16 protein-coding genes are annotated in these 21,740 nt (G+C 74.1%); 5 read left to right on the top strand and 11 right to left on the bottom strand.

Annotation, left to right across the window (positions count from 1 at the left end; all coding sequences use genetic code 11):
• Positions 1-267 precede the first annotated feature (267 nt).
• Both WMF34_RS34985 and WMF34_RS34990 read left to right on the top strand, forming a co-directional pair.
• Complete coding sequence (locus WMF34_RS34985) at positions 268-1,821, top strand: FAD-binding oxidoreductase (protein WP_437990553.1); 1,554 nt, start codon at positions 268-270, stop codon at positions 1,819-1,821.
• Positions 1,822-2,113: 292 nt separating this feature from the next.
• Positions 2,114-2,680, top strand: a complete 567-nt coding sequence (locus WMF34_RS34990) for a PDZ domain-containing protein (RefSeq protein ID WP_437990554.1) — start codon at positions 2,114-2,116, stop codon at positions 2,678-2,680.
• 42 nt (positions 2,681-2,722) lie between these two features.
• Here WMF34_RS34990 and WMF34_RS34995 read toward each other — a convergent pair whose 3' ends face one another.
• The 7 genes from WMF34_RS34995 to WMF34_RS35025 all read right to left on the bottom strand — a co-directional run bounded on the left by WMF34_RS34995 (position 2,723) and on the right by WMF34_RS35025 (position 12,577).
• On the bottom strand, positions 2,723-4,141 hold the full coding sequence (locus WMF34_RS34995) for a pyridoxal phosphate-dependent decarboxylase family protein (protein ID WP_437990555.1): 1,419 nt from the start codon (positions 4,139-4,141) through the stop codon (positions 2,723-2,725).
• Entirely contained in the window at positions 4,138-5,082 is a 945-nt protein-coding gene (locus tag WMF34_RS35000) for an alpha/beta hydrolase (protein WP_437990556.1), read from the bottom strand. Before WMF34_RS35000 ends, WMF34_RS34995 begins: the two co-directional genes overlap by 4 nt.
• Positions 5,083-5,210: 128 nt before the next feature.
• Positions 5,211-6,176, bottom strand: coding sequence for a PEGA domain-containing protein (locus tag WMF34_RS35005; protein WP_437990557.1), 966 nt, complete (start codon positions 6,174-6,176; stop codon positions 5,211-5,213).
• The gene (locus tag WMF34_RS35010) at positions 6,173-7,132 is read right to left on the bottom strand and encodes a hypothetical protein (protein WP_437990558.1); all 960 of its coding nucleotides are present in this window, start codon (positions 7,130-7,132) and stop codon (positions 6,173-6,175) included. The genes WMF34_RS35005 and WMF34_RS35010 overlap by 4 nt, the downstream gene beginning before the upstream one ends.
• Before the next feature lie 7 nt (positions 7,133-7,139).
• A complete protein-coding gene (locus WMF34_RS35015; protein WP_437990559.1) occupies positions 7,140-8,885 on the bottom strand; it encodes a protein kinase domain-containing protein in 1,746 nt (581 codons plus the stop codon).
• A gap of 250 nt (positions 8,886-9,135) precedes the next feature.
• A complete protein-coding gene (locus WMF34_RS35020; protein ID WP_437994688.1) occupies positions 9,136-11,634 on the bottom strand; it encodes a beta-glucosidase in 2,499 nt (832 codons plus the stop codon).
• 331 nt (positions 11,635-11,965) lie between these two features.
• Positions 11,966-12,577, bottom strand: a complete 612-nt coding sequence (locus tag WMF34_RS35025) for a hypothetical protein (RefSeq protein ID WP_437990560.1) — start codon at positions 12,575-12,577, stop codon at positions 11,966-11,968.
• Positions 12,578-12,913: 336 nt separating this feature from the next.
• Here WMF34_RS35025 and WMF34_RS35030 point away from each other — a divergent pair, with 336 nt between their 5' ends.
• Together WMF34_RS35030 and WMF34_RS35035 are read left to right on the top strand one after the other, a co-directional pair.
• Positions 12,914-13,480 carry a DUF2127 domain-containing protein gene (locus WMF34_RS35030; protein WP_437990561.1) on the top strand — a complete coding sequence of 189 codons (567 nt, stop codon included), beginning with the start codon at positions 12,914-12,916 and terminating at the stop codon, positions 13,478-13,480.
• A 108-nt stretch (positions 13,481-13,588) separates the two neighbouring features.
• On the top strand, positions 13,589-14,197 hold the full coding sequence (locus WMF34_RS35035; RefSeq protein WP_012239508.1) for a hypothetical protein: 609 nt from the start codon (positions 13,589-13,591) through the stop codon (positions 14,195-14,197).
• Here the strand turns inward: WMF34_RS35035 and WMF34_RS35040 are convergent.
• Positions 14,186-14,863, bottom strand: a complete 678-nt coding sequence (locus WMF34_RS35040; RefSeq protein ID WP_012239509.1) for an RNA ligase family protein — start codon at positions 14,861-14,863, stop codon at positions 14,186-14,188. The genes WMF34_RS35035 and WMF34_RS35040 overlap by 12 nt on opposite strands.
• A 99-nt stretch (positions 14,864-14,962) precedes the next feature.
• Between WMF34_RS35040 and WMF34_RS35045 the strand changes: the two genes are divergently transcribed.
• Complete coding sequence (locus tag WMF34_RS35045) at positions 14,963-16,093, top strand: AAA family ATPase (RefSeq protein ID WP_012239510.1); 1,131 nt, start codon at positions 14,963-14,965, stop codon at positions 16,091-16,093.
• Between the two features lie 418 nt (positions 16,094-16,511).
• Here WMF34_RS35045 and WMF34_RS35050 read toward each other — a convergent pair whose 3' ends face one another.
• The 3 genes from WMF34_RS35050 to WMF34_RS35060 are packed head-to-tail and all read right to left on the bottom strand — an operon-like array spanning position 16,512 to position 21,496.
• A complete protein-coding gene (locus WMF34_RS35050) occupies positions 16,512-19,679 on the bottom strand; it encodes an ATP-binding protein (protein ID WP_437990562.1) in 3,168 nt (1,055 codons plus the stop codon).
• A 12-nt stretch (positions 19,680-19,691) separates the two neighbouring features.
• Positions 19,692-20,447, bottom strand: a complete 756-nt coding sequence (locus WMF34_RS35055) for an enoyl-CoA hydratase/isomerase family protein (protein WP_437990563.1) — start codon at positions 20,445-20,447, stop codon at positions 19,692-19,694.
• A complete protein-coding gene (locus WMF34_RS35060) occupies positions 20,444-21,496 on the bottom strand; it encodes a RimK family alpha-L-glutamate ligase (protein ID WP_012239514.1) in 1,053 nt (350 codons plus the stop codon). The genes WMF34_RS35055 and WMF34_RS35060 overlap by 4 nt, the downstream gene beginning before the upstream one ends.
• Positions 21,497-21,740 lie beyond the last annotated feature (244 nt).

The raw sequence follows: 21,740 nt of genomic DNA on the forward strand, positions 1-21,740 counted from the left end.
ACGAGCCCCCTCCCCGGGGGCCTCCCGGGCATTAACCAAGCTTCGCGACGCGCTCTCCTACATCCGAACGTTTACGTAGACGTGGACGTTTACGTAAACGTGGTCGTGGACGTTCACGTCCACGTTGGTGATCGATGGTGGGGTGAAGGGGGGGCTTTGTGCCCTCAGCGTGATCGAACGAGCTCGGTTAACGTTGGGGCCCCCGGGGGGCCCGCGAAAACAGCGGCTAATTTGGCCCGCCGCGCCGCATCGAGCGAAGCTGGTCGGATGCGCGCTGCTCTCGATCGGACTGGGACGACGGGCGAGCTTCTCACGCCACGGCTCGACGAGATCCGACGGAGACCGCTCTTCGCGCTCCAGGGCTACAGCGGGCTGCACCGATCCTGCGGAGACGTGTACTTCCCGGCGTCGGTCGAGGAGCTGAGGGTGCTGTTCCGCATGGCGAGGCGGACAGGGCGCAGGATCACGTTCCGCGCCGGAGGGCAGTCGTTCGACGGCCAGGCGCTGAACGACGACATCGTGATCTCGATGCACCACTTCCGATCCATCGAGATCGACACGCAAGGAGCGCGGATGACCGTGGGCGCCGGCGCGACCTGGGGAGCCATCGCCCGCGCGCTCGCCGCCCACGGCTTCGTGCCCTACACGGTCGTCTCGACGAGCCACGCCACCGCGGGAGGCACGGTCTCGGGCGACTGTCTCTCGCGCTTCTCGGGCATCGCCAGCAAAGAGGGACACTACGTCGAGCGGCTCTCCCTCCTCTCCCTCGACGGACAGCTGCTCTCCCTCAGCCGCGATGAGGCGACGAGCGCGCTGTTCCACGCGGTGATCGGCGGGCTCGGCTACCTCGGCGCGGTGATCGACGTCACCTACCGCGTCGCGCGCGTCGCCCCGGCAGGGACGCCGATCCGGGTCGTCACCCAGGCGACGCGCTGCGCCTCGCTCGAAGAGCTCGCGACGGCGCTCCTCCCGCGCGCGGAGCAGCTCCTGCACGCCGAGGGCGGCACCGCGGACGAGGACGGGTGGATCCCGGAGGCGCTCTTCTCCATCGCCTTCCACACCCTGGAGGGGAGCAGGAGCATGGTCCTCCGGTCGCGGTACGTCCCGGGGACCTCGCACGAGCTCCGCCCGCTGCTGATCCATCGCCCCAGGCACGTGCTCCGCGTCCCGATCGAGTGGCTGATGCGCGCCTCCGTGGTGAGCCGGGGCCTCTGGACGCTCATCGACCGCTTCCTCTTCGATGTCTCACGCCCGTACGTCGATGAGCTCATGGGCTACCTGTTCTTCATGGACGGCAACGTCCGCGCGAAGCGCATCGCGCAGACCCTCGGGATGCCCATGCTCACGGTGCAGCAAGCGTTCATGATCCCCTACGACCCGGGCGCCCAGGAGGACAGCCTGCGCCGGCTCGTCGATTTCCTGGGCAAGGTGGACGAGATCGCGTCCCGAGACGGCATACCGCCGCTCCTGCTCGACGTGCTCCACATCCAGGGCGACCAGTTCCTCCTCTCGGCGAACCGCGGGACCGACGGGTTCGCGGTGACGCTCGCGTTCGAGGCCTCGGAGGAAGAGAGCGCCCACCGGATCGGCCTCCGCCTCAGCGAGCTCAGCGCCCGCGCGCTCGAGCTCGGCGGCCGCGTCTACCTGGTGAAGAACGTCCACGCGACAGCGGAGCACCTCCAGGCGATGTACGCGCACGCGCTCCCGGAGTTCGTCCGCCTGAAGCGGCTCGTCGATCCCGACGGGCTCCTGCGCAACGAGTTCCTCGAGCGGGTGTTCCCCGCGCACTTCGGCTCGGCGCCACGGCCCGCCAGCCCGTGAGCACGGCGCGCCGAAGGACGGACACCCTCCCTGCTTTCCGGTGAGTTCAAGGCGCGCGGACGCCGCTCGGACTCACGAGAGACGGAACAGCGAGGGCGCGGCGAGAGAGGGAGAAGAACGCTCTCCGCGCCCGCCTCGCCCCGGTCTTCGCCGCGCGCCGAACAACGGCCCGGACAGCGGCGAGGAATCGGTGGTTGGGATCTTGCAGCTCTCGACATGAGCGACAGGAGCGAGGTGAGCGACGTGAGCACGCGATAGGACGCGTGGCGAACGCGCGGAGGACGCCGGGGCCATGCATGGCAGTCAACAGCGGGATCAGCCCCTCCGTGCGCGCGGCGCGTACGGGTGGGCTCGACGCCTCTCCGGGGTGCTCACGCCGCTCGTCCCGCTGGCGGTCAGCGCGTGCCGCGGCGACTGCCCGCGCGTCGAGGCCTCGCAGCGCATCGAGGACACGCAGCAACGCGCCGGCGCGCCAGCGAGCCCGGAGGCGACCGCAAGGCCAGAGAAACGCGATAGCCGGTCGAGCCGCGCGCCGATGGCCACCTCCGTCCCGGCGCCCTGGCTGCTCACCATCCAGCCGACCGCGGGGGAGGGCGCGAGGATCGCGAGCATGGATATCCGCAGCTTCACGTCCCCGCTCCTGGAGCCGGGCGACGTCATCCTCGCGGTCGACGGGCAGCCGGTCCACTCGCTCGCAGGCCTCGAGGGCTACCTGCGCGCCCGCGTGCCCGGCGACATGGTGGTGCTCACCGTGCTCCGCAACGAGACCACGATCGACTATGCGATGCTCCAGGTGCCGGCCGGCGACGCTCCGGCGCCCCCGTCAGCCGCGGCGACCAGGTCCAGAGGCGGCGGCTGACCGCCTCGCGTCCGCCCGCGGCCCCGGTCCGGGGCGCGTTCGTCAGGGCGGCGGCGCGCGCTCGACGGCGAGCGCCTCGATGCGCGCCGCGAGCGCCTCGATGTCCCCGTCCGTCGTCTGCGGGTTCATGATGACGAGGCGCAGCCACGACTCGCCGCGCAGCGTGGTGCGCGTGATGTAGAAGCTCCCCTCCTCCACGATCTGCCGCCGGACGCGATCCTGCGTCGCCGAGTCGCGGCCGATCCGGAAGCAGAGGATGTTGGCCTGCGGGGCGCCGAAGCACTCGAACGCCGGCCGGCGCGCGAGGAGGCCGTGGAAGCGCCGGGCGGCGTCGAAGAGGCGCTCGACGTGCGCGGACAGGCCAGCCTCGCCGACGAGGGCGAGGTTGAAGAACAGCTTGAGCGACAGCTGCGCCTTCGTGCACTCGAACGTGAGCTTGGACAGATCGACGCCCTGCCGCTCGTCGTCGCCGTGCAGGTACGGCGCGTACTGCTCGTAGGTGCCGGCGAGCGCGGCGGGATCCCTGACGAGGACCGCGCAGGCCAGCGTGGAGGTGCCGAGCATCTTGTGCATGTCGCAGACCAGCGAGTCGGCGAGCTCGACGCCGTCGAGGAGGTCCCGGTAGCGCTCGGTGAAGCGCGCCGCCGCGCCGTGGGCGCCGTCGACGTGGAGCCAGAGCCCCTCCCGCCGGCAGAAGGCGCCGATCTCCCGCAGCGGGTCGAAGGCCCCGTTCGGCGTCGCGCCCGCGTTGGCCACCACGGCGAGCACCCGCTTGCCCGCCCGCTTCACCTCCTCGTACGCCCGCGAGAGCGCCCCCGGGATGATCCGCAGCGCGTCGTCCACGGCGACCTTCACGACGGCATCGACGCCGAGGCCCAGGATGGCGGCGGCGCGCGCGACCGAATAATGCGCCGCCTCCGAGGCGAGCAGGACGAGGCCGGGCGGGACGCCCGCCTTGAAGCTCCCCGGGGCGACGCGCTCCCTGCACGCGAGCAGCGCGCTCAGGTTGCCCAGGCTCCCGCCGTGGGTGATGACGCCGTCGCCCTCGGCGCCCCAGCCGATCTTGCCCCGCATCCAGCGGAGGAGCCCGCGCTCGATCGCGGTCCCGGCAGGCCCCATTTCATAGACGGCCATGCCGTTGTTCAGGACGCCGTGCACGAGGTCGGCGAGCGACGACGACAGCATCGGCACGGCCACCTGGTGGCCGAAGTAGCGGGGGTGGTGCAGCCGGTTGCTGTTGTCGAGGACGGTGGCGACGAGGGCGGCGAGATCCGCGCCGCCGTGCGCGACCGTGCGATCGAAGTCGAGCGCGGCGAGGATCTCCTCGATCGATCGCTGCACCAGCACCGGCCCTTCCCGGCGCTGCGCGCTGCGCACGTGATCCGCGAGCAGCGCGCCCAGGCGGGCCGCCTCGCGCTCGAGGAAATCGGGGGAGAGCGCGGTCGTCAGCGCGTCCTTCATCGCGTCCGCGCTCCTCGCCCTCTGCCGGGCGCCTTGTCGCCGCCTCGCCTGCCGCCCAGGAACGCGAACGCCTCGTCGACCTGCTCGTCGGTCATCGCGTGCCCCGCGCGCGGCTTGCCGAGCGACCTCGATGGCCACTTCAGCCTGCGGAGCATCTTCGCGAGCGCCACCTGGTCCTTGTGCGCCGGGTCCTTCCCGCCCCAGCCGACGAACACCGGCGCGCGCAGCTTCGTCTGCGCGCCCGCCCGCTGCAGGTAACGCGCGCCCGATCCGCCTGCGAACGCCGCGTAGCCGTCGACCGGCAGCCGCCCGCGCATCGCCAGCGACGTCGCGTAGTACGCCCCGTTCGAGAAGCCGAACACGAGCACCCGCTCGAAGCGCGCGCCCGCGCGCCGCTCGAGCTCCGCGCGCGCCGCGTCCCACTCGGCGAGCAGGGCGTCCTCGTGGGCCGTCTGCGCGGCGGAGGCGGTGGGCCAGCACCACCAGTCTTCCATTGAATTTGGCATCGCCTTCGGACCGATCCCCCGCCGGCCGCGCGGCATCATCACGGCGGCCCCGTGCCGGGCGCCGGCCCGCGCCGCGCCCCGCTGCTGCGCCCACTGCCACCCGGAATCGGGCTGGACGACGCCGTGCAGGAAGATCACGAGCACCCGCGGGCCAGGCGCCGGCTTGGCCGGCAGGAAGGCGCACACCTCACCGGGCAGCGACGCGAGCTCGGGCGCACACCAGCGGGCCGCCGCCGGATCCTGCGGGGATGCGGCCGCGCTCGCCGCGGGCGCGGCCGCAGGGGGCGCGCTCGCCGTGGGTGCTGCTGCGGAAGGAGCGGTCGCCACGGGCGCGGCCGCGGGGGGCGAGGAGCTGGTCCCGTCGCCGTTGGCCGAGGCGGATGCGCCCGCGGCCAGGAGCGCGGCCAGGGACAGCACCGTCACGAGCGAGCGCATGGGCGCGCAGTACCATGTCCGCGCTTCCGCCGGGAATACCCCTCGCCGCCTCTCTTTTGCGTCGTTGCCCCGCGTCCTGGCGTCGAGCGCTCGCCGCCGGCGGTGGGTTCAGCGCGGACCGCGCGGCGTCAGAGCCGCACCTCGATGCCCGCGCCGGACGTGCTCAGCCACGGCGTCACGGAGCCCGCCTTGGTCGTGCTCGGCGCGGGCTCCTTCAGCAGCAGGTAGAGCCCGACGCCCACGGTCGCGACGCCGGCGACGCCGAGGACGTCGCCGGCGATCCCCTTGGCCCGCGCGGCGCCCGCGTCGGCGCCCGTGCTCGAGCGCGCATCGCCTGCCTGCTTCAGGCCCGAGAGCCCGAGGATGGCCCCGCCGGCGAAGAGCGCGCCGCCCGCGCCCAGGACGACGAGCGGGAGCGTCCGGCTCGATGATGCATCGGCAGCGCCAACCACGGGAGGCAGAGCGCCTCCAGCAGCCGAGGCTTGCCTCGTCTCGGTCGTGGCTCGCGCCAGGGCGATCGGGACCTCGACCGAGCTGCCCGCGCCGACGCTGAACCGGGCGACCGCGGCGCGGAACCCCGGAGCGCTCGCCGCGATCTCGTGAGCGCCCGGGTCCAGCTCGATGACCTGACCAGGGGCCTCGCTCAGCGGCCTCCCGTCCATGGTCAGCGTCAGCCCGCCGATCTCGGCGGGCCTGACGGCGATCGTCGCTCGGCCGATGCGCCCTTCGAGCGCCGCGACCGCCTCGCGCGCTGGCACGACGTAGGGAGAGGTCGTCGGCGTCGGCGGCTCGGCCAGGAATGCGCGAAAGCTGGCGAGCGCCTCGACGAGGTGTCCGGTCTCCTTCTGCGCGACGCCGAGGCTGTAACGCGTGAGGGGAGCCGCCTTGATCTGGAGCGATCGGGCGTACAGCGCGCGCGCCTCCTCCCAGCGCCCCTGCTTCGCCAGCTTGGCCCCCTGGACGAACAGCACGCGCGCGGACGCCACATCGCCCGCGCCCTGCGCCGACGCGGCGAGCGGGGCCGCGGCCACGAGCAAGGCCGCGGCGAGCGCGACGCCCAGGCGCGCGGAGCGCGGTGCGGGGCGCGCGCTCATGAGCAGTCTCCTCGCCGGCACTTCGTACCGGCGGGGCATCGGTTGCCACAGGCGCCGCAATGATCGTCGTTGTTCCACAGGTTGGTCTCGCAATGATGCGCCGCGTCCCCGTCGCAATCGGCGTAATGGCCATTGCAGGTCGCCTCGGTGCCTGCGCCGCTGCTCGCTGCAGCGCCTCCCGCGCCGCTCCAGCTGCTCGCGCCCTCGCCTCCCGCGCCGCTCCCACCAGCGCCGATTCCGCTGCCGTCGCCTCCGCTGCCGTCGCCTCCCGCGCCGCCTCCGCTGCCGTCGCCTCCCGCGCCGCTTCCGCTGCCGTCGCCTCCCGCGCCGCTCCCACCAGCGCCACTTCCGCTGCCGTCGCCTGCACTGCTGCTCGGGCCAGGGCCGCTCCCGCTGCTCGGGCCAGCGCCGCTCCCGCTGCTCGGGTCGGGGCCACTCCCGCTGCTCGGGCCAGCGCCGCTCCCGCTGCTCGGGTCGGGGCCGCTTCCGCTGCTCGGGTCGGGGCCGCTTCCGCTGCTCGGGTCGGGGCCGCTTCCGCTGCTCGCTCCCGCGCCGCTCCCGCTGCTCGGGCCAGCGCCGCTCCCGCTGCTCGGGCCAGCGCCGCTCCCGCTGCTCGGGCCAGCGCCGCTCCCGCTGCTCGGGCCAGCGCCGCTCCCGCTGCTTGCGCTTCCGCTGCCTCCGCTGCTTGTCGCGCTCTCGTCGCCACCGCCGCCCGCGGTGGTCCTGCTCGTGCTCGCGCCGCTGCTCCCGATGAGATCGCCCCCGCCACGCCCGTCGCCGACCTGGTCGTCGAGCCCTCCAGCGCCCTCTGTATCGCCGGCCTTGTCGGACAGCTCCTCGCTGATCAGAGCGGAGCAGCCTCCCGGCCCGAGCGCCGCTGCAGCGAGCGTGACCAGGAGGAGCATCAGATCGCCAGAACCACGAAGGGAGCGGTGCTTCACCCCGGGAGTGCGCATGACCACCTCAGAAGTCGGGCGCCGCAGGCAGCGGCATGGACGTGGAGTCAGGCCGTGGACGCGGCGACGCAGCTCGCGGAGCGCGCGGCTCGACCCGCTGAGCGCGCGGCTCGGCCACCTGAGCGCGCGGCGCGATCCGTTGGCTGGCCGGCTCGGCCACCTGAGCGCGCCGCTCCGCAGGCGCCGGCAAGAGCTCATCCCAGGGATCGCTCGGCTCCTCCCACGGATCGCTGTGCTCGTCCCGCTCGGCAGGCGCGCTGTCCGCCGCCGCACCCCTCACGGCCGCCTCGGAAGCGGCCGCGCGCCGCGCGCCGGCATCCGGGGGCGCGACGCCGATGGAGGACGCAGCGGACGCCGTCCCGCGCAGCGCTTCCGACGCGCCCAGGGCGACGGCAGGAGCAGCCGCCATGACCGCCGGCCGAGCGGTGCCCGCGCTCGCGCTCCCACCCCGCGCGCCCAGCCCCAGGACGACCACCAGAGGCGCGGCGAAGGCGAGGACCCCGGCCACGAGCGCCTTCTGGAGCCACGGCGAGGCCGTGAGCCCGAGCCGAGCTCCGCGCCATGCCTCGGCCATCCTGATGGTGCCGCCCCGGCGCGCGACGGGCGCGGCCGCCGGCGCCGGCAGCGCGCCCGGCGCCTCCCGCGCGCCGGCCGGGCGCTGCGCCGCCACCTCCGCCCCGGAGGCCGCGCCCGCAGGCGCGGCGATCGGAGCCGCATTCTCCGCCGCGAGCGGCGGCTCGGCCCCGCGCGCGAGCCACTGGTGAGCGAGCGACGTGCCCGCCACATCCGCCGTCACCCCGCGCTCGACCGCCCAGGCGGCCAGGGCGCGGCCGAGCGCGCGCATGCTGGGCCATCGATCGGCCGGCGACTTGGCCAGCCCGCGCCGGAGGATCGCCCACAGCGCCTCGTCGCCGGCGCCGAGCTCTGTCGTCGGCACCGGCTCCTTGCTGAAGATCGCCACGATCACCGCGCTCAGCGTCTCCCCGCCGAACGGCCGCCGCCCGGTGATCAGCTCGTACATCACCACGCTGAACGCCCAGACGTCGGTCTGCTCCCCGACGTCCAGCTGGCCGTCGGCCTGCTCCGGCGACATGTACTCCGGGCTGCCGACGATCATCCCTCGCTGCGTGATCGCAGGGCTCGCCGCGTTGGCGAGCTTGGCGATGCCGAAGTCGACGACCTTCGGGACGTGGCCGCCCGCGCCGTCGGGCACGATGAGGATGTTGGCAGGCTTGATGTCGCGATGGACGATGCGCTGCGCGTGGGCCGTCGCCAGCGCACACGCGACCGGCAAGAGCATCTGGACCGCCTGCTCCGCCGGCACCCGGCCCCTCGCCTCCAGCCAGCTCGAGAGCGGCGTGCCCTCGAGCAGCTCCATCACCAGGAACGGCTCGCCCGCGTCGGTCTCGCCGAAATCGAACACGCGCACGATCGCCGGATGGCCGAGCTTCGCCGTCGCGCGCGCCTCCCGGAGCAACCGCTCGGCGGCGTGGCCGTCGAGCTGCTCCTCGTGGAGCACCTTGATCGCCACGTCGACGTCGAGCCAAAGGCTGCGCGCACGCCACACCGTGCCCATGCCCCCCGCGCCCAGCCGGCCCACGATCTGGTACTTGCCCGCGAGGACCTCGCCCACGGCGCGCTCCCTCTGCGGCGATCCACGGACGCTCGACGAGACGCCGCCCGTGCTCTCATCGCCTCTCCCGGCGAGCGCGAGCCATCCGCTCTGGCCGGGGACATGGTGCTCGTCCATCATGGGTCGCCCTCCTGGAAAGCAAGCGGCGAACCAGGCGCCGTCTCCTCACCTCCGCCGGCGCCTGCGCGACCCCCCAGCCCACGTCCCGCCGCGCGCGCAGCGTCCGGCGAGCTCGACGCTCGCCCGCGCGCCCTCGGGGCGAGACGACAAGACGAGCACGGACTCCCCTTTCCAGCCGGGAATCGGCCGCGCGCATCGGTCACGCTGGGGCAATTTGCATCAAGTGCCGCGCGGCCGCGCGGCCGCGCTCTCACTCGTGCAGGTGCACCGCGGTCTGTCTCGTCAGGACGGCGGCCGAGTGTCCCGCATGCAGCGTGTACACGCCGGGCTCCACCTGCCATCGGCCTGCCGCCCAGTGCGCGAAGGCCCGCGGCTCGACGGTGACGGCGACGTCGACCGTCTGATCGGGCTCGGCCTCGACGGACGCGAAGCCGGCCAGCCAGAGCGCGGGGCGCTCGACCTCGGAGTCCGGCCGCGACAGGTAGAGCTGGACCACGTGGCGCCCGCGGCGCGTCCCGACGTTGCGCACGCGCACCCGCGCCTCGACCGCCGCGCCGGCGGCGACGCTGGGCGCTTCCACGTCGAGGATCTCCCACCGCGTGTAGCCCAGGCCGTGCCCGAACGGGTAGGCCGGGGTGACGCCTGCGCGCGCCCAGGCCCGGTACCCGATGTGCAGGCCCTCGGCATAGACCAGCTTGCCGTTCTCGGGCTTCGTCGAGAGCACGGGCACGTCCTCCGCGCGCGCGGGCCAGGTCGTGGGCAGGCGGCCGCCGGGCTCCACGGCGCCGAGCAGCACGTCGGCGGCGGCAGCGCCGAACTCCTGGCCCGGGAACCACGTGAGGAGCACCGCGGCCACCTCGTCGCGCCACGGCATGGTCACCGGCCCGCCGGAGTTCACAAGCACGATCGTCCGGGGGCTCACGGCCGCGACGGCACGGATCAGCTCGTCCTGGCGGCCGGGGAGCCCGAGCGTGCTCCGGTCGAAGCCCTCGCTCTCGATCGCCTCGGTGGTGCCGACGACCACGATCGCGACGTCGGCGGAGCGCGCGAGATCCACGGCGCGCGCCAGCTCCTCCTCGTCGGACAGCGCCGGAACCTCGGCGCCCAGGGAGAACGCCACCGCGAGCGTGCCCACGGGGACGGTGTGCGTCAGGGCGAGATCGATCTCCTGGCCGGCGGCCAGGGACAGCTCGGCCGCCCGCTGCGGCGGGGCGAGCAGGGCCGCGGCCATGTCGTCCTTGTCCGGCAAGACCACCTCGTCGAAGAGGACCTGCCCGCCGGCGGTGAGGCGGTAGACGCCCACGCCGGCCACGCCGATCCGGTAGAGCCCGGCCTCGGCGGCGCGGAACCGCGCCGTCACCTCGATCGTCGCGGCCTCGTTCGCGCGCTGATCCCCGATGAAGGTGAGGCGTCCGACGTCGCGGTGCTCCTCGTGAAGGACGCCGCCCTTCGCGTCGAGGAGCCGCACGTGGACGCCGCGCTGGCCGCTCACGGGGTCGACGACCTGGTCCCCGGCCACCGGCACGAGCCCTTCGTGGATGCGGGTGCCTACGGCGTGGAGCACCTCGGCGCGCCGGCCGAGCGCGGCGCGCAGCCCGTCCAGCGGCGAGACCGCGTAGTGCGGGTGGACGCTGGCGCTGCCGCCCCCCTGGATCCGCCCCGCCGCGGCGCTCGGGCCGATCACGGCGATGCGCCGCAGGCTGGCCGCGTCGAGCGGGAGCGCGTCGCCCTGGTTGCGCACGAGCACCATGCCGGCCGCGGCGGCCTCGCGGGCGAGCGCCCCGGCCTCGGCGCTGGAGAGCGGGGCCGGGGCGGGCGCGGCCGGCGCGACGCCCTCGAGGGCGCCGACCCGGGCGGCGAGGCGCAGCAGGCGGCGGACCTTGTCGTCGATGGCCTTCTCGGGCACCGCGCCGCGGCGGACGGCGGCGACGAGCGCCGCGCCCCACGGCCCTCCCGGGCCCGGCATGGCGAGGTCCAGCGCCGCGCGCGCCGCGGCCTCGGTGGAGCGGGTCGCGGTCCAGTCGGAGACCACGACGCCGTCGAAGCCCCACTCGTCCTCGAGCGGCGACGCGAGCAGCGCGCTCTCCGTCAGGGTCACCCCGTTGACGGCGTTGTACGAGGCCATCACGAGCCACGCGCCCGCGCCGGTGATCATCCGCTCGAAGGGCGCGAGGTAGAGCTCGCGCAGCGTGCGCTCATCGACCCGGACGTCGACCGTGAACCGCTCGGTCTCCGAGTCGTTGGCGACGTAGTGCTTGGGCGTGGCGCCGACGCCGTGGGCCTGCAGCCCTCGGACGTAGGCGGCGCCGAGCCGGCCGGTCAGCAGCGGATCTTCCGAGAAGCACTCGAAGTGCCTGCCGCCGAGCGGGCTGCGGTGCAGGTTGACGGTCGGCCCCAGGACGACGTCGACGCCCTTGCGCCGCGCCTCCGACGCCAGCGCGGCGCCGACGCGCTCCAGCAAGGCCTCGTCCCATGTGGCCGCGAGGGCGGTGGAGGAAGGGAGGCACACCGAGGGGTCGCGCTCGTCCCAGCGCTCGCCGCGCACGCCGACCGGGCCATCGGAGACGACCATGCGGCGCAGGCCGATCGCGGGCTCGGGGTGCGTGCTCCAGAAGTCGGCGCCCGTGAGCAGGCGGACCTTCTGCTCGAGCGACAGCGCGGCGAGGGCGTCCGCCACCCGCCGTTCGACGGCCTCGGGCAGGTGATCGGTCTTCTGGGGACGAGCAGCGTGCGAGTCGGCGACGGCCATGGACCCTCCTGGATGCGCGGAGGCGCCGCCGACTGAGGCGGCGCCGAGCACGGTGCTACCACGGTCGAGGAACACCGGGCTCACAGGAGCGTCACGGCCGCCGGTGAGCTCGCGCTCCGCCGGGATGGTGGAGAGGGCCACCTTCTGTGTTCGCGTGGCGGCGGGGCGGGGGGGTGCGAGGCGCATCGGAGGATTCTCCCGCCGCGCGTGTGGCGACGAACGCCCCTTGTGCTGCAAACATGGCTCCTTCCCGGGTTTCCGATGGCGGCCGGCATCGCCGTCGATGCCGGCCGGTCCAGCTGCACCCGAGCCCGGGCTTCCTACCGGGGGGCTATCCCTTCGCGGGCGCTGGGACCGCCGCCTCGGGCGCCGTCGAGCGCTGGTAGCGGCGTATCGCCGATTCCCCGATTGCCCGGGAGACGGCCGTCGCGGCGAGCGCCCCCGTCGCCACGGCGAAGGCCGGGTTCAAGCTCACCGCGAGGACGGCCACCGGCGCGGCGGCGCTGGCGGCACAAGCCGCCACCACGGCCGCGAGCTCCTTGACGCGCTCGGATTCGTCGATGTCCTTCCCGAAGAGCAGCGCTATCTCGAGGACCAGGTAAAGGTGCATCCTGGTAAGGATGGATGTGCCGGCGACGAACCCCACGCCTTCGTACACGATGCCGAACCCCGGGATGATGGAGGGCACATGGACGACGCCGCCCGCGGCGAAAGAGATCGCCTTGGTCGATGCGATCAGCCGGCGCGCCTGCTGCTCCGGCGACTCGTCTGGATACATGCGCCGCACGCGGGCCACCACGGATTGGATACGGGATTTTCGAAGCCTCAGGATGAAGTAGAAAAAATCATCGGTGAACAGGCTTTGCTGACCCGCTTGCTGCTGCCCGACGGCCATATGTACCCCACTTGCAGGAATGCCTCGTGCGGATTCTGCCCTGATCAAGAGATCATCGGCGAAACATCATGATGATACACGCTGGCGGCCACGGCTGCCGCGAGAGCGGCCAGGCGCTAGCGAAACAAGGCCGCGCAGCCGGCCGGGACGTCGCAGGCCACGGCCCGAACTCCGCACACGTCGCGCCTCCTGCCGTCCTCGACACGCGTGATGTCAATGAGGTCGAGCTCCGCGAGCGCACGGTCGCGCATGTCCCGAAGTTCGGGCCCATCCTTGCCTCGTGGCCGGGTTCGTTCCATGGCGCCCCGATGGTTGAGCTCGGCGGGCCTATTCGAGATCGATAGGGGCCGCCGCGCGCGGGAGACACGTGCCAGGATGGAGCGCATGGCCGCCAGGGATCGATTCGCAGCCGGTCAGGCCCATGCGCTGCGGCGGGCGCTCGGCGTGCGCGTCATCATCGTCTACAAGCTCGCCAAATCGGTGTTGCAGATCGTACTGGCGATCGCGATCTTCCTCCTGGCCTCGTCCGGGCTCGCCGCCAGGGCTCACGCGTTCGCGGTCACGCTGGGCAGGGAGAGCGCGAGCGCCTGGAGCGCCGCGCTGATGGACGTTGTCTCGAAGGCGACGACGCCGCACGGCGCCCACGTCGTGAGCGCCGCGCTCGCGGCGGACTCCCTGCTCAGCTTCATCGAGGGCTCGTCGCTCCGCCATGGCTACAGGTGGGCCCCCTGGCTGGTCGTCGGAGCGACAGCCTCGCTCGTCCCCTTCGAGATCATGGACCTCGTCCGCCATGGATGGCGACTGACGCGCATCGTCATCCTGGTGATCAACATCGTCATCGTGGCCTATCTGAGCCGGCGCGCTCGGCGCGAGCACCGGAGCTGCTCGGCAACCACAGGCTGCGACACGACGCTCCCCCCTGGTGCCGGCGAGCGGACGATCGAAGGTTAACCGTCCCGCCAGCTCCACGAACCGCGCGGCGATGTCGAGCGCGCGCCGACCGTTGCGCGGGGATGGCAACGGCGCGATGCTCACCGCCCCTCGAGCGGGGCCGCTGCCATGAGCCTCTCCACCGTGCTCCGCGTCCTCGGCCGCAAAGACGGCGAGATCCACAGCGTGTTCCGCGCCGGGTCGCGCGTGTACGGCACCGCGTCCGCGACGTCCGACGAGGACTTCGTCGCCGTCCTCGCGCGGCGCGACGCGCGGCAGGACCTCGCCTTCGCGCCGGGCGTCAACGTCGTCGTCCACGGCCTCGACACCTTCCGCGACGCCATCGCCGAGCACAGCGTCTTCGCGCTCGAGTGCCTGTTCCTGCCGCCCGAGCACCGGCTCAAGGAAGGAAGGCCGCCCTTCCCGTTCAAGCTCGACAGGAAGAAGCTCGCCGCGTCGGCCGCGAGCCGCTCCGCGTCCGACTTCAAGAAGGCCGGCGCCCGCTTCGACGACGAGCCGGAGGCCTCGAAGAAGAAGCTCTTCCACGCCCTCCGGGTGCCGCTCTTCGCCGTGCAGATCGCCGAGTCCGGCGTCCTCCACGATTACGGCGCCGCGAACCCGTACTGGCGCGACATCGTCGCGGACGAGCGCCTCGACTGGGAGGAGTACCGCAAGGCCTACGGCCCGATCCGCGAGGGCCTCTGCGATCGGCTCGCGGCGCTGGCCTCACGGCGGTGACGCGGAGACCGGCGCCGGCGCGAGCCGCTGGGGCCGGATCTCCTGGTGCATCCAGTGCTCGTCCGTCTGCACGTGCCCGCGCCGCACCCACTTGGCGAGCCGCCGCTGGAACGCCGCGTCCGGGAACTCGCCGGCGGCCCGCACCACCACGCCCTCGCGCGGGCCGCCGAACGCGGAGGGCTCGCGCGCGAGCGCGGTCGTCAGCGCCTCGAGCTCGCGCTCACCCTCGACGGTGCCCCGGAACAGGACGGGCACCGTGGGGAGCCCCAGATCGTTCGCCTGGGCCACGACCATGTCCCACTCCCAGAAGAGGCCCCGCACGTCGTCCCGCACGCCGAAGACCAGCGAATACCCCGGGAGCGCCTCGTACTCGATGGAGTGGACCGCATAGCAGTACTCGCAGAAGAGCGACATGCCCTCCGAGAGCAGGTGCGCGATGCTCGCGTGCGTGGCCTTCGCGAGGTCGAAGCTCGGGTGGGACGGAGGGCCCGCGTGCGAGCGGGAGAAGACGCTCGCACGCGTGTACGTGAGGTTGCTCCCGTCGCACTTCTCGGTGATGACGATCTCGACGCCGAGCAGCCCCGACACGTCCGCCATCCGCTTGTCGTCAGACGTCCCGCCGGGGGACCACGGCAGGTGGAACGAGCGAGGGTATTTGGCGGACATGGCGGCGACAGGGTAGCACCGGCGTCCTTTCGCGGACATGCTACGGCCCTCACGCGCGTCGCGCGGCGTTGACCGCACGCTCGCCAGGGGCCCTCCGTCATGTCCTCCGCGTCCTCGCTCCTCGACCTGCTCACGCCCGATCCGGGGCGTGTCCCCTGGAACGAGCTCCAGGTCTTCGACTGGGTCCGCGCGCTCGAGGCGTGCCCGCAGGACCCGATCCACCACGCCGAGGGCAACGTCTGGATCCACACCCGCATGGTGCTGGAGACGCTCCTCGGGCTGCCCGAGTGGCAGGCGCTGCCGGCCGAGGAGCAGCGCGTCGTGTACCTCGCGTGCCTCCTCCACGACGTGGCGAAGCCGGCGACCACCCGCGAGGAGGACGGGCGGATCACCGCGAAGGGCCACTCTCGCGCGGGGGAGCTCCTCGCGCGCCGCCTGCTCTGGGAGCTCGGCGCGCCGTTCGCGCTGCGCGAGCAGGTGTGCGCGCTCGTGCGCTATCACCAGATCCCGTTCTATCTCATCGAGCGCGACGACGCGCGGCGCGTCGCCGCCGAGATCAGCCTCCAGGCGCGCTGCGACCTGCTCGCGCTCGTCGCCGAGGCCGACATCCGAGGGCGCGTCTGCGCGGACATGGGGCGCGTCGTCGACAACATCGAGCTCTTCCGCGAGTTCTGTCGCGAGGAGGGGTGTTACACCGCGCCGCGGTCCTTCGCCTCGGCTCACACGCGCTTCGTGTACTTCCGCGCCGATCCCGCCGGCGGGCGCCACCCGGACGTCGAGGTCTACGACGACACGCGCTCCGAGGTCGTGGTGATGAGCGGGCTCCCGGGCGCCGGGAAGGATACCTATGTTCGCCACCACCTCGCCGGCTGGCCGGTCGTCTCCCTGGACGCGCTGCGGAGCGAGCTGGAGATCGATCCGGCGGACACGCAGGGACAGGTGGTCCAGGCCGCGCGCGAGCGGGCGAAGGAATACCTGCGGCGCGGCGAGCGGTTCGTGTGGAACGCGACGAACCTCTCGCGGCAGCGGCGCGGCCCGCTGCTGCAGATGGCGGCCGACTACGGGGCGAGGATCCGCGTCGTTTACGTGGAGGTGCCTGCATCGACGCTGTTCGCGCAGAACCGGGCGCGGGAGGCCGCGGTGCCCGAGGCGGTCATCCGCCGGATGATCGAGCGCTGGGAGATCCCGGCCAAGACCGAGGCCCACGAGCTGGTCCTGGCGGTGCGCTGACGCCGACGTCCCCTGCCCTCGCGCCGGCGCCGCCGGGTGGAGCGGCACGGGTCGGCCGGCTGCGCCCGCATGCGGCATGGGGTACGCTGCGCCTGGAGCGACGTATGCCCTTCCAGAGCGAGAATTCTTTCATCCCGATTCCCCCGCCCGGCGAGGACGAGCTCCCGTACGACGATGGAGAGCCGATGGAATCCGAGCGCCACCGCGCGCAGATGGACCTGCTCATCGAGGCGCTGAAGCTGCTCTGGCGCGACCGCGACGACGTGTACGTCGGCGGCAACATGGCCATCTATTTCAGCGAGTTGCAGGCGAAGAAGAACGGCTCGCCGCCCGGCTCGCGGCCTACGAGAAGCAGTTCGGCCCACTGCCCGGCGGCGGCTCGGGCTAGCGGCTCCCCGACCACCGCCGGCCGCCACGGTCAGCCCCAGCCGACCCGCTCGCCCCTTCCGAACCCCGGCGCCAGCATCGCCGCCCACCGCGCCGGGCTCTTGATCCGCTCCCGCGCCATCACCGCGTCCGCCACGAGGAGCCGCTGGAGCCCCTTCTCCCCGCCGAGCAGCTCGCCCGCCTGGCGCCGCGCCGCCGCCGCGTAGAGCGGCATGTCCGCCGCGTCGAACCCGGCCGCCGCCGCCTCCAGCTGCGCGATCGCCGCCTCCCTGTCGCCGCGCAGCTCGGCCGCGCCCGCGCGGATCAGCGGCACGAACGGGTCCGACCACGCCGTCTTCTCCCGGGCGAGCGCCGCGGCGTCCCGGAGCGCCGCCTGGATCAGCGGCTCCGGCTCGGGCGCCGCCTCGGCCACGGCGAGCGCCGTGCACGCGCGCTCGACGTGGGCCATCACCCGGCTGTTCTGCATCATCAGCAGCATCGAGCCCTCGAGCCTCGGCCAGGCGTCCGTGAGGCGCTTCATCGCGGCGCCGGCGCGGCCCGCGTACCGGTCGACGTAGGTCTCGCCGAGCAGCCCGACGAAGTGCTCGAGGTGGAACCCCGACGTCGTCCACCTCGACAGCGCCCCCGCGATCGCGCCGCGCGCGCCCGCCACGTCGTCCGACGCGAGCGCCACCCACGTCGCCTGCACGCTGAAGATCGCCGCCGCGTAGAGATCCCCCCGCTGCTCGGCGGCGCGGAGCACCGCCGGCGTCGTCCGCGCGAGCGCGTCGATCTGGCCGCGGTAGTACCGCGCCCACGACGCCATCAGCTGCGTCGTCGCGAGCTCCCAGGACACGCCGGCGCAGCGGTCGCGCAGGAGCTCGTCGGCGACCTCGTACCACGCGGACGCCGCCTTCCAGCGCCCGGCCGTGAACGCCTCGAGCATGCCCGACACCATCATCGACAGGCCGAGGAGGTGCGGGCTGTCGAGCCGCTCCGAGAGCGCCCGCACCGCGGCGACGAGCTCCTCCGCGCGCGCCCGGCCCGGCGCCCCCATCATGCACGCGGACGAGGCCTCGAACGCGAGTGCGCGGCCGACGCGGTACGGCTCGCCGGCCCGCAGCGCGAGCAGCAGGGCGCGCGCCGAGAACTCGGCGGAGCGGACCATGTCGACGCCGGACAGCCCCACCGTCACCGTCCAGCAGGCGTCGATGCGCGCGAGGTCCTCCGGCCGCACCTCCGCCTCGGACCGCTCGCGGAACCGGAGGCCCCTGAGGCGCAGCTCCGCCCGGTGCAGGAGCAGCGCCACCAGCGCGCGCCGCGGCGTCTCCGGGAACGACAGGCCGACCGCCCGGAGGACGGCGCGGACGAGCTCGATCCCCTCGTCGATGTGCCCGCTCCGCAGGTACTGCTCCGCGGCCCGCCGGCGGAGCTCGAGCGAGAGCGCGCCGTCCGCCCCCTCCGCCGCCGCCGCGTAGATCCTCGCCGCCTCGGCGCTCTTGCCCGCGTTGACCAGGGCGTCGGCGCACCGCACGCCGAGCGCGCGCCGCTCGGCCTCGGGGACATCCGCCTCGCGCGAGCGCAGGCCGAGCGCGAGCTCGTAGAGCCGCGCCGCGCGCTCGAACGCGAGCGCCTCCGCCGCCTCCTCGGCCGCGCGCTCGGCGAGCCGCCCCGCCCGCGCCGCGTCCCCCGCGCCCAGCCAGTGCCGCGAGAGCGCCTCCGCGTCCGCCGTCCCCAGCGCCTCGAGCGCCCGCCCCAGCCGCCGGTGCCGCGCCGCGAGCTGCTCCGGATCGAGCCGGCCGACGACGGCCGCGCGCACCCTGTCGTGCGACGCCTCGACGAGCTCGCCCTCGCCGGCGCGCCGCGCGGAGATCAGGTCCTCCATGAGCAGCAGCGTCATCGCCGGGGCGCGCTCGTCGTCGCGGAGCTTCGCCGCGCGCGCCACGACCGCCGCGTCGATCGGCTCCCCGGCGACAGCGATCACCTCCAGCAGCCGGAGCGCCTGCGCCGGCAGGCGGCGGAGCCGCGCGTCGAGCGCCCTGCCCCACGCGGCGTCGCCCCGGGCGCCGTCCTCGCCCGAGAGCTCCTGCGCGTCGCGGGCGAGCTCGCCGAGCAGCCGCGGGTTGCCCCGCGAGGCGCGGGCGATCGCGTCCGCCCGCGCGCGGGTCACGTCGTCGCGCGCGAAGAGGAGCGCGAGCGAGAGCTCCTCGGCCTCGAGCGGCGAGAGCGGGCCGACCGCGATCTCGCGCAGCTCGCCGTCCCGGCGCGCCGGCTCGATCCGCCCCCGCGCGCCGGCGCTCTCGGCCTCGGCGTCCCGGCGCTCCAGGCCCATCCCGTCGAGCAGCGCGCGGAGCGGCGCGCTCGTGGCGACGTCCTCGTCCCGGAAGCTGCCGAGGAACATCATCGCGGGCGCGTCGGGAGGCCGCGTGAGCTCGAGCAGGAGCGCCACGCTGTCGATGTCGCTCCACTGCAGGTCCTCGATCGCCACGACGAGCGGGCTGCGCTCGGCGATGCGCCAGAGCAGCTGGCGGAGCGCGGCGAAGCTGCGCTGCCGCAGCTCCTGCGCGTCGGGCGACTCGCTCGGGCGCGGCGCCGACGCGACGGCCGGCACGCGCGAGAGCACCGGGAACACCCGGGCGAGCGCGCGGACGTCGCGCGGCAGGAGGCGCTCCACCTCGTCGTCCGACACCCGCCGGAGGAAGCGGCTCAGCGCCTCCATCACGCCCCCGAACGCCTTGTAGGACTCGGCCGCCGCGAGCGCGCAGCGCCCCCGCAGGACGACCGGCCCCTTGTCGCGGCGGAGCCCCATCAAGAAGTGGTGGATGAGCGCGCTCTTGCCCATGCCCGCGGCGCCGTGGACGAGCACGGCGACGGGCCGCTCCAGCACGAGGGCCTCGGCGGCGCGCTGGAGCGCGCGCAGGTGCGGGCGGCGGCCGATGAAGTGCTCGATCGTCGGCGGCGCGGGCGGGAGCAGCGCGCTCGCAGGCGCGGCCTCGGCGCTCGCAGGCGCGGCCTCCGCGCTCGCAGGCGCGGCCTCCGCGCTCGCAGGCGCGGCCTCCGCGCTCGCAGGCGCGGCCTCCGCGCTCGCAGGCGCGGCCTCGGCGCTCGCAAGCGCGGCCTCGGCGCTCGCAGGCGCGGCCTCGGCGCTCGCAGGCGCGGCCTCCGCGCCCTGCAGCGGGGGCTCGGCGCCCTCAGGGTCCTGCCGCTCCGCGCCCTCCACGCCGCGCCACCGTCACTTCTTGCTCAGGAACGCATCCATCGCACGCCGGTGCTCCGGGCCGTTCCACTGCTCGGTAAACGCCCGCCGCTCGACCTCGGCGGCGGAGGCGCGCAGCGCCTCGCGCACCTTGTGCAGAGACCGCTTCATGGCCGCGACCGACGCGCGCGGACCCTCGGCGATGCGGCCGACCTGCGCGATCGCTCGGCTCCGCGCCGCGCCGGTGGGGACGACCTCGCTCACGAGGCCGACGCGGAGCGCCTCGGCGGCGTCGATCCTCTCCGCCGTCAGGAGCAGCCGCGCCGCCGCGAGCGGCCCCACCCGCTCGCAGAGCCGCGTCAGCCCGCCCCAGGCCGGGGAGAGGCCCATCTTGACGTGCCGGAACGAGAGCGCGGCGTGCTCCTCGACGACGACGAAATCGCAGAGCAGCAAGAGCTCGCAGCCGCCGCCCAGCGCGTCGCCCTGCACGGCGGCGACGATCGGCACCTCGCTCTCCTCGAAGGCCGCGAGGCCCTCGAACAGCCGGAGGACCTCGCCCCCCTCCGCGCCGCCGGCGGCGAGCGCGTGGAGCTCGCGGATGTCGCCGCCCGCCACGAAGACGTCGCTGCTCGTCGCGGTGAGCACGACGCCGCGCACGCGCGGGTCGGCGCTGGCGCGGCGGATCGCCTCGCCGAGGCGGCCCGCGAAGCCGCTGTCGATGGCGTTCCTGCGCTCGGGACGATCGATGGTCAGGACGACCGCATCGCCGGCCGCCTCGACCCGCAGGGTCACGAGAGGGCCCTCCGCGCGCCCCTCCCGCCGGTGAGCGCCGCGGCCTTCCGGCGGCTCGCGCCCGCCCCGTTCTCGGCCGCCGCGCGGCTGAGCCGCCGCGGCGCCGGCATGCGCTCGTCGTGGATCACCTCGGCGATCCGCGCCTCGAGCGTGCGGCGGCTGAGGCCGCGCTGCTCCACCGCGTACCGCTCGGCGTAGCTGATGATCGCGCCCGCGACGTCGACGCCGCTCGCGCGCTCGATCCCCTCCAGGCCGGGCGAGCTGTTGATCTCGAGGATCTTGGGCCCGGAGCGCGCCTCGAGCATGTCGACGCCGGCGACCTCGAGGCCCATCGCCTTCGCGGCGCGGATCGCGACGCTCCGGTAGGCGCGCGGCAGCTTCACCCGATCGCCCTTGCCGCCGCGGTGGAGGTTCGAGCGGAACTCCCCCGGCTTGGCGACGCGGCGCATCGAGGCGACCACACGGCCGCCGACGACGATGACCCGGATGTCGCGCCCCTTCGACTCGCGCACGTACTCCTGGAGCACGATGTCCTGGCCCATGGCCCAGAACGTCTCGAGCAGCGCGTGCACGGCGTGGGGCGTCTCGGCGAGCATCGTGCCGATGCCCTGGGTCCCCTGCTGGAGCTTCACGATCGCGGGGCAGCCGCCGACGAGCGACAGCGCCGCCTCGACGCCGGCCGGGCTGCGGGCGCACACGGTGATCGGCACGTTGAGCTTGCGGCGCGTGAGCAGCTGGAGCGCGCGCAGCTTGTCGCGGCTCCTCGCGATCGAGACGGCGCCGTTCAGGACGGGGACGCCCATGAGATCGAACTGACGGACGACGGCGAGGCCGTAGTTCGTGATGCTGGCGCCGATGCGCGGGATCACGATGTCGAAGCGGGGCACCGCCGAACCACCGACGAGCAACGACGGGCGGCCGCGCGACACGACGATCTGGAAATCGAGCGGATCGATGACGCTGACGTCGTGACCACGCGCGCGCCCCGCGAGCACGATCCGGCTCGTCGAATAGAGGGACGCGTTGCGGGACAGGACGAGGAGTCGCATGTGGCCCGGAGGCTAGCAGAGCCGGCAGACTGCGTGGATGGATGCGCGTGCCGATTCATTTTTCGCTCTTCGGCGGTTCTTCTGACGCTCGCGCCGCGCCCCGCACGGTCGCGCGCCGCGCCATCGGCCCTCGTTTTCCATGGGGCTCCGCGCGGGCCCCGTGCGGCGCCGCGCGTTCCCGCGCGTCCCCCGCCCCGCGGGACGCCGCGCGGCGCCGCGGGGTTCCCCGCGCGGCCGTGCGGCG

The organism is Sorangium sp. So ce145, from assembly GCF_051525985.1.
GTDB lineage: Bacteria > Myxococcota_A > Polyangia > Polyangiales > Polyangiaceae > Sorangium > Sorangium cellulosum_B.

What these genes read in the sequence shown, in the direction of transcription:
- WMF34_RS34985 (WP_437990553.1), top strand. Translation starts at nt 268, where the DNA reads ATGCGCGCTGCTCTCGATCGGACTGGGACGACGGGCGAGCTTCTCACG.
- WMF34_RS34990 (WP_437990554.1), top strand. Translation starts at nt 2,114, where the DNA reads ATGCATGGCAGTCAACAGCGGGATCAGCCCCTCCGTGCGCGCGGCGCG.
- WMF34_RS34995 (WP_437990555.1), bottom strand. Translation starts at nt 4,141, where the DNA reads ATGAAGGACGCGCTGACGACCGCGCTCTCCCCCGATTTCCTCGAGCGC.
- WMF34_RS35000 (WP_437990556.1), bottom strand. Translation starts at nt 5,082, where the DNA reads ATGCGCTCGCTCGTGACGGTGCTGTCCCTGGCCGCGCTCCTGGCCGCG.
- WMF34_RS35005 (WP_437990557.1), bottom strand. Translation starts at nt 6,176, where the DNA reads ATGAGCGCGCGCCCCGCACCGCGCTCCGCGCGCCTGGGCGTCGCGCTC.
- WMF34_RS35010 (WP_437990558.1), bottom strand. Translation starts at nt 7,132, where the DNA reads ATGCGCACTCCCGGGGTGAAGCACCGCTCCCTTCGTGGTTCTGGCGAT.
- WMF34_RS35015 (WP_437990559.1), bottom strand. Translation starts at nt 8,885, where the DNA reads ATGATGGACGAGCACCATGTCCCCGGCCAGAGCGGATGGCTCGCGCTC.
- WMF34_RS35020 (WP_437994688.1), bottom strand. Translation starts at nt 11,634, where the DNA reads ATGGCCGTCGCCGACTCGCACGCTGCTCGTCCCCAGAAGACCGATCAC.
- WMF34_RS35030 (WP_437990561.1), top strand. Translation starts at nt 12,914, where the DNA reads ATGGCCGCCAGGGATCGATTCGCAGCCGGTCAGGCCCATGCGCTGCGG.
- WMF34_RS35035 (WP_012239508.1), top strand. Translation starts at nt 13,589, where the DNA reads ATGAGCCTCTCCACCGTGCTCCGCGTCCTCGGCCGCAAAGACGGCGAG.
- WMF34_RS35040 (WP_012239509.1), bottom strand. Translation starts at nt 14,863, where the DNA reads ATGTCCGCCAAATACCCTCGCTCGTTCCACCTGCCGTGGTCCCCCGGC.
- WMF34_RS35045 (WP_012239510.1), top strand. Translation starts at nt 14,963, where the DNA reads ATGTCCTCCGCGTCCTCGCTCCTCGACCTGCTCACGCCCGATCCGGGG.
- WMF34_RS35060 (WP_012239514.1), bottom strand. Translation starts at nt 21,496, where the DNA reads ATGCGACTCCTCGTCCTGTCCCGCAACGCGTCCCTCTATTCGACGAGC.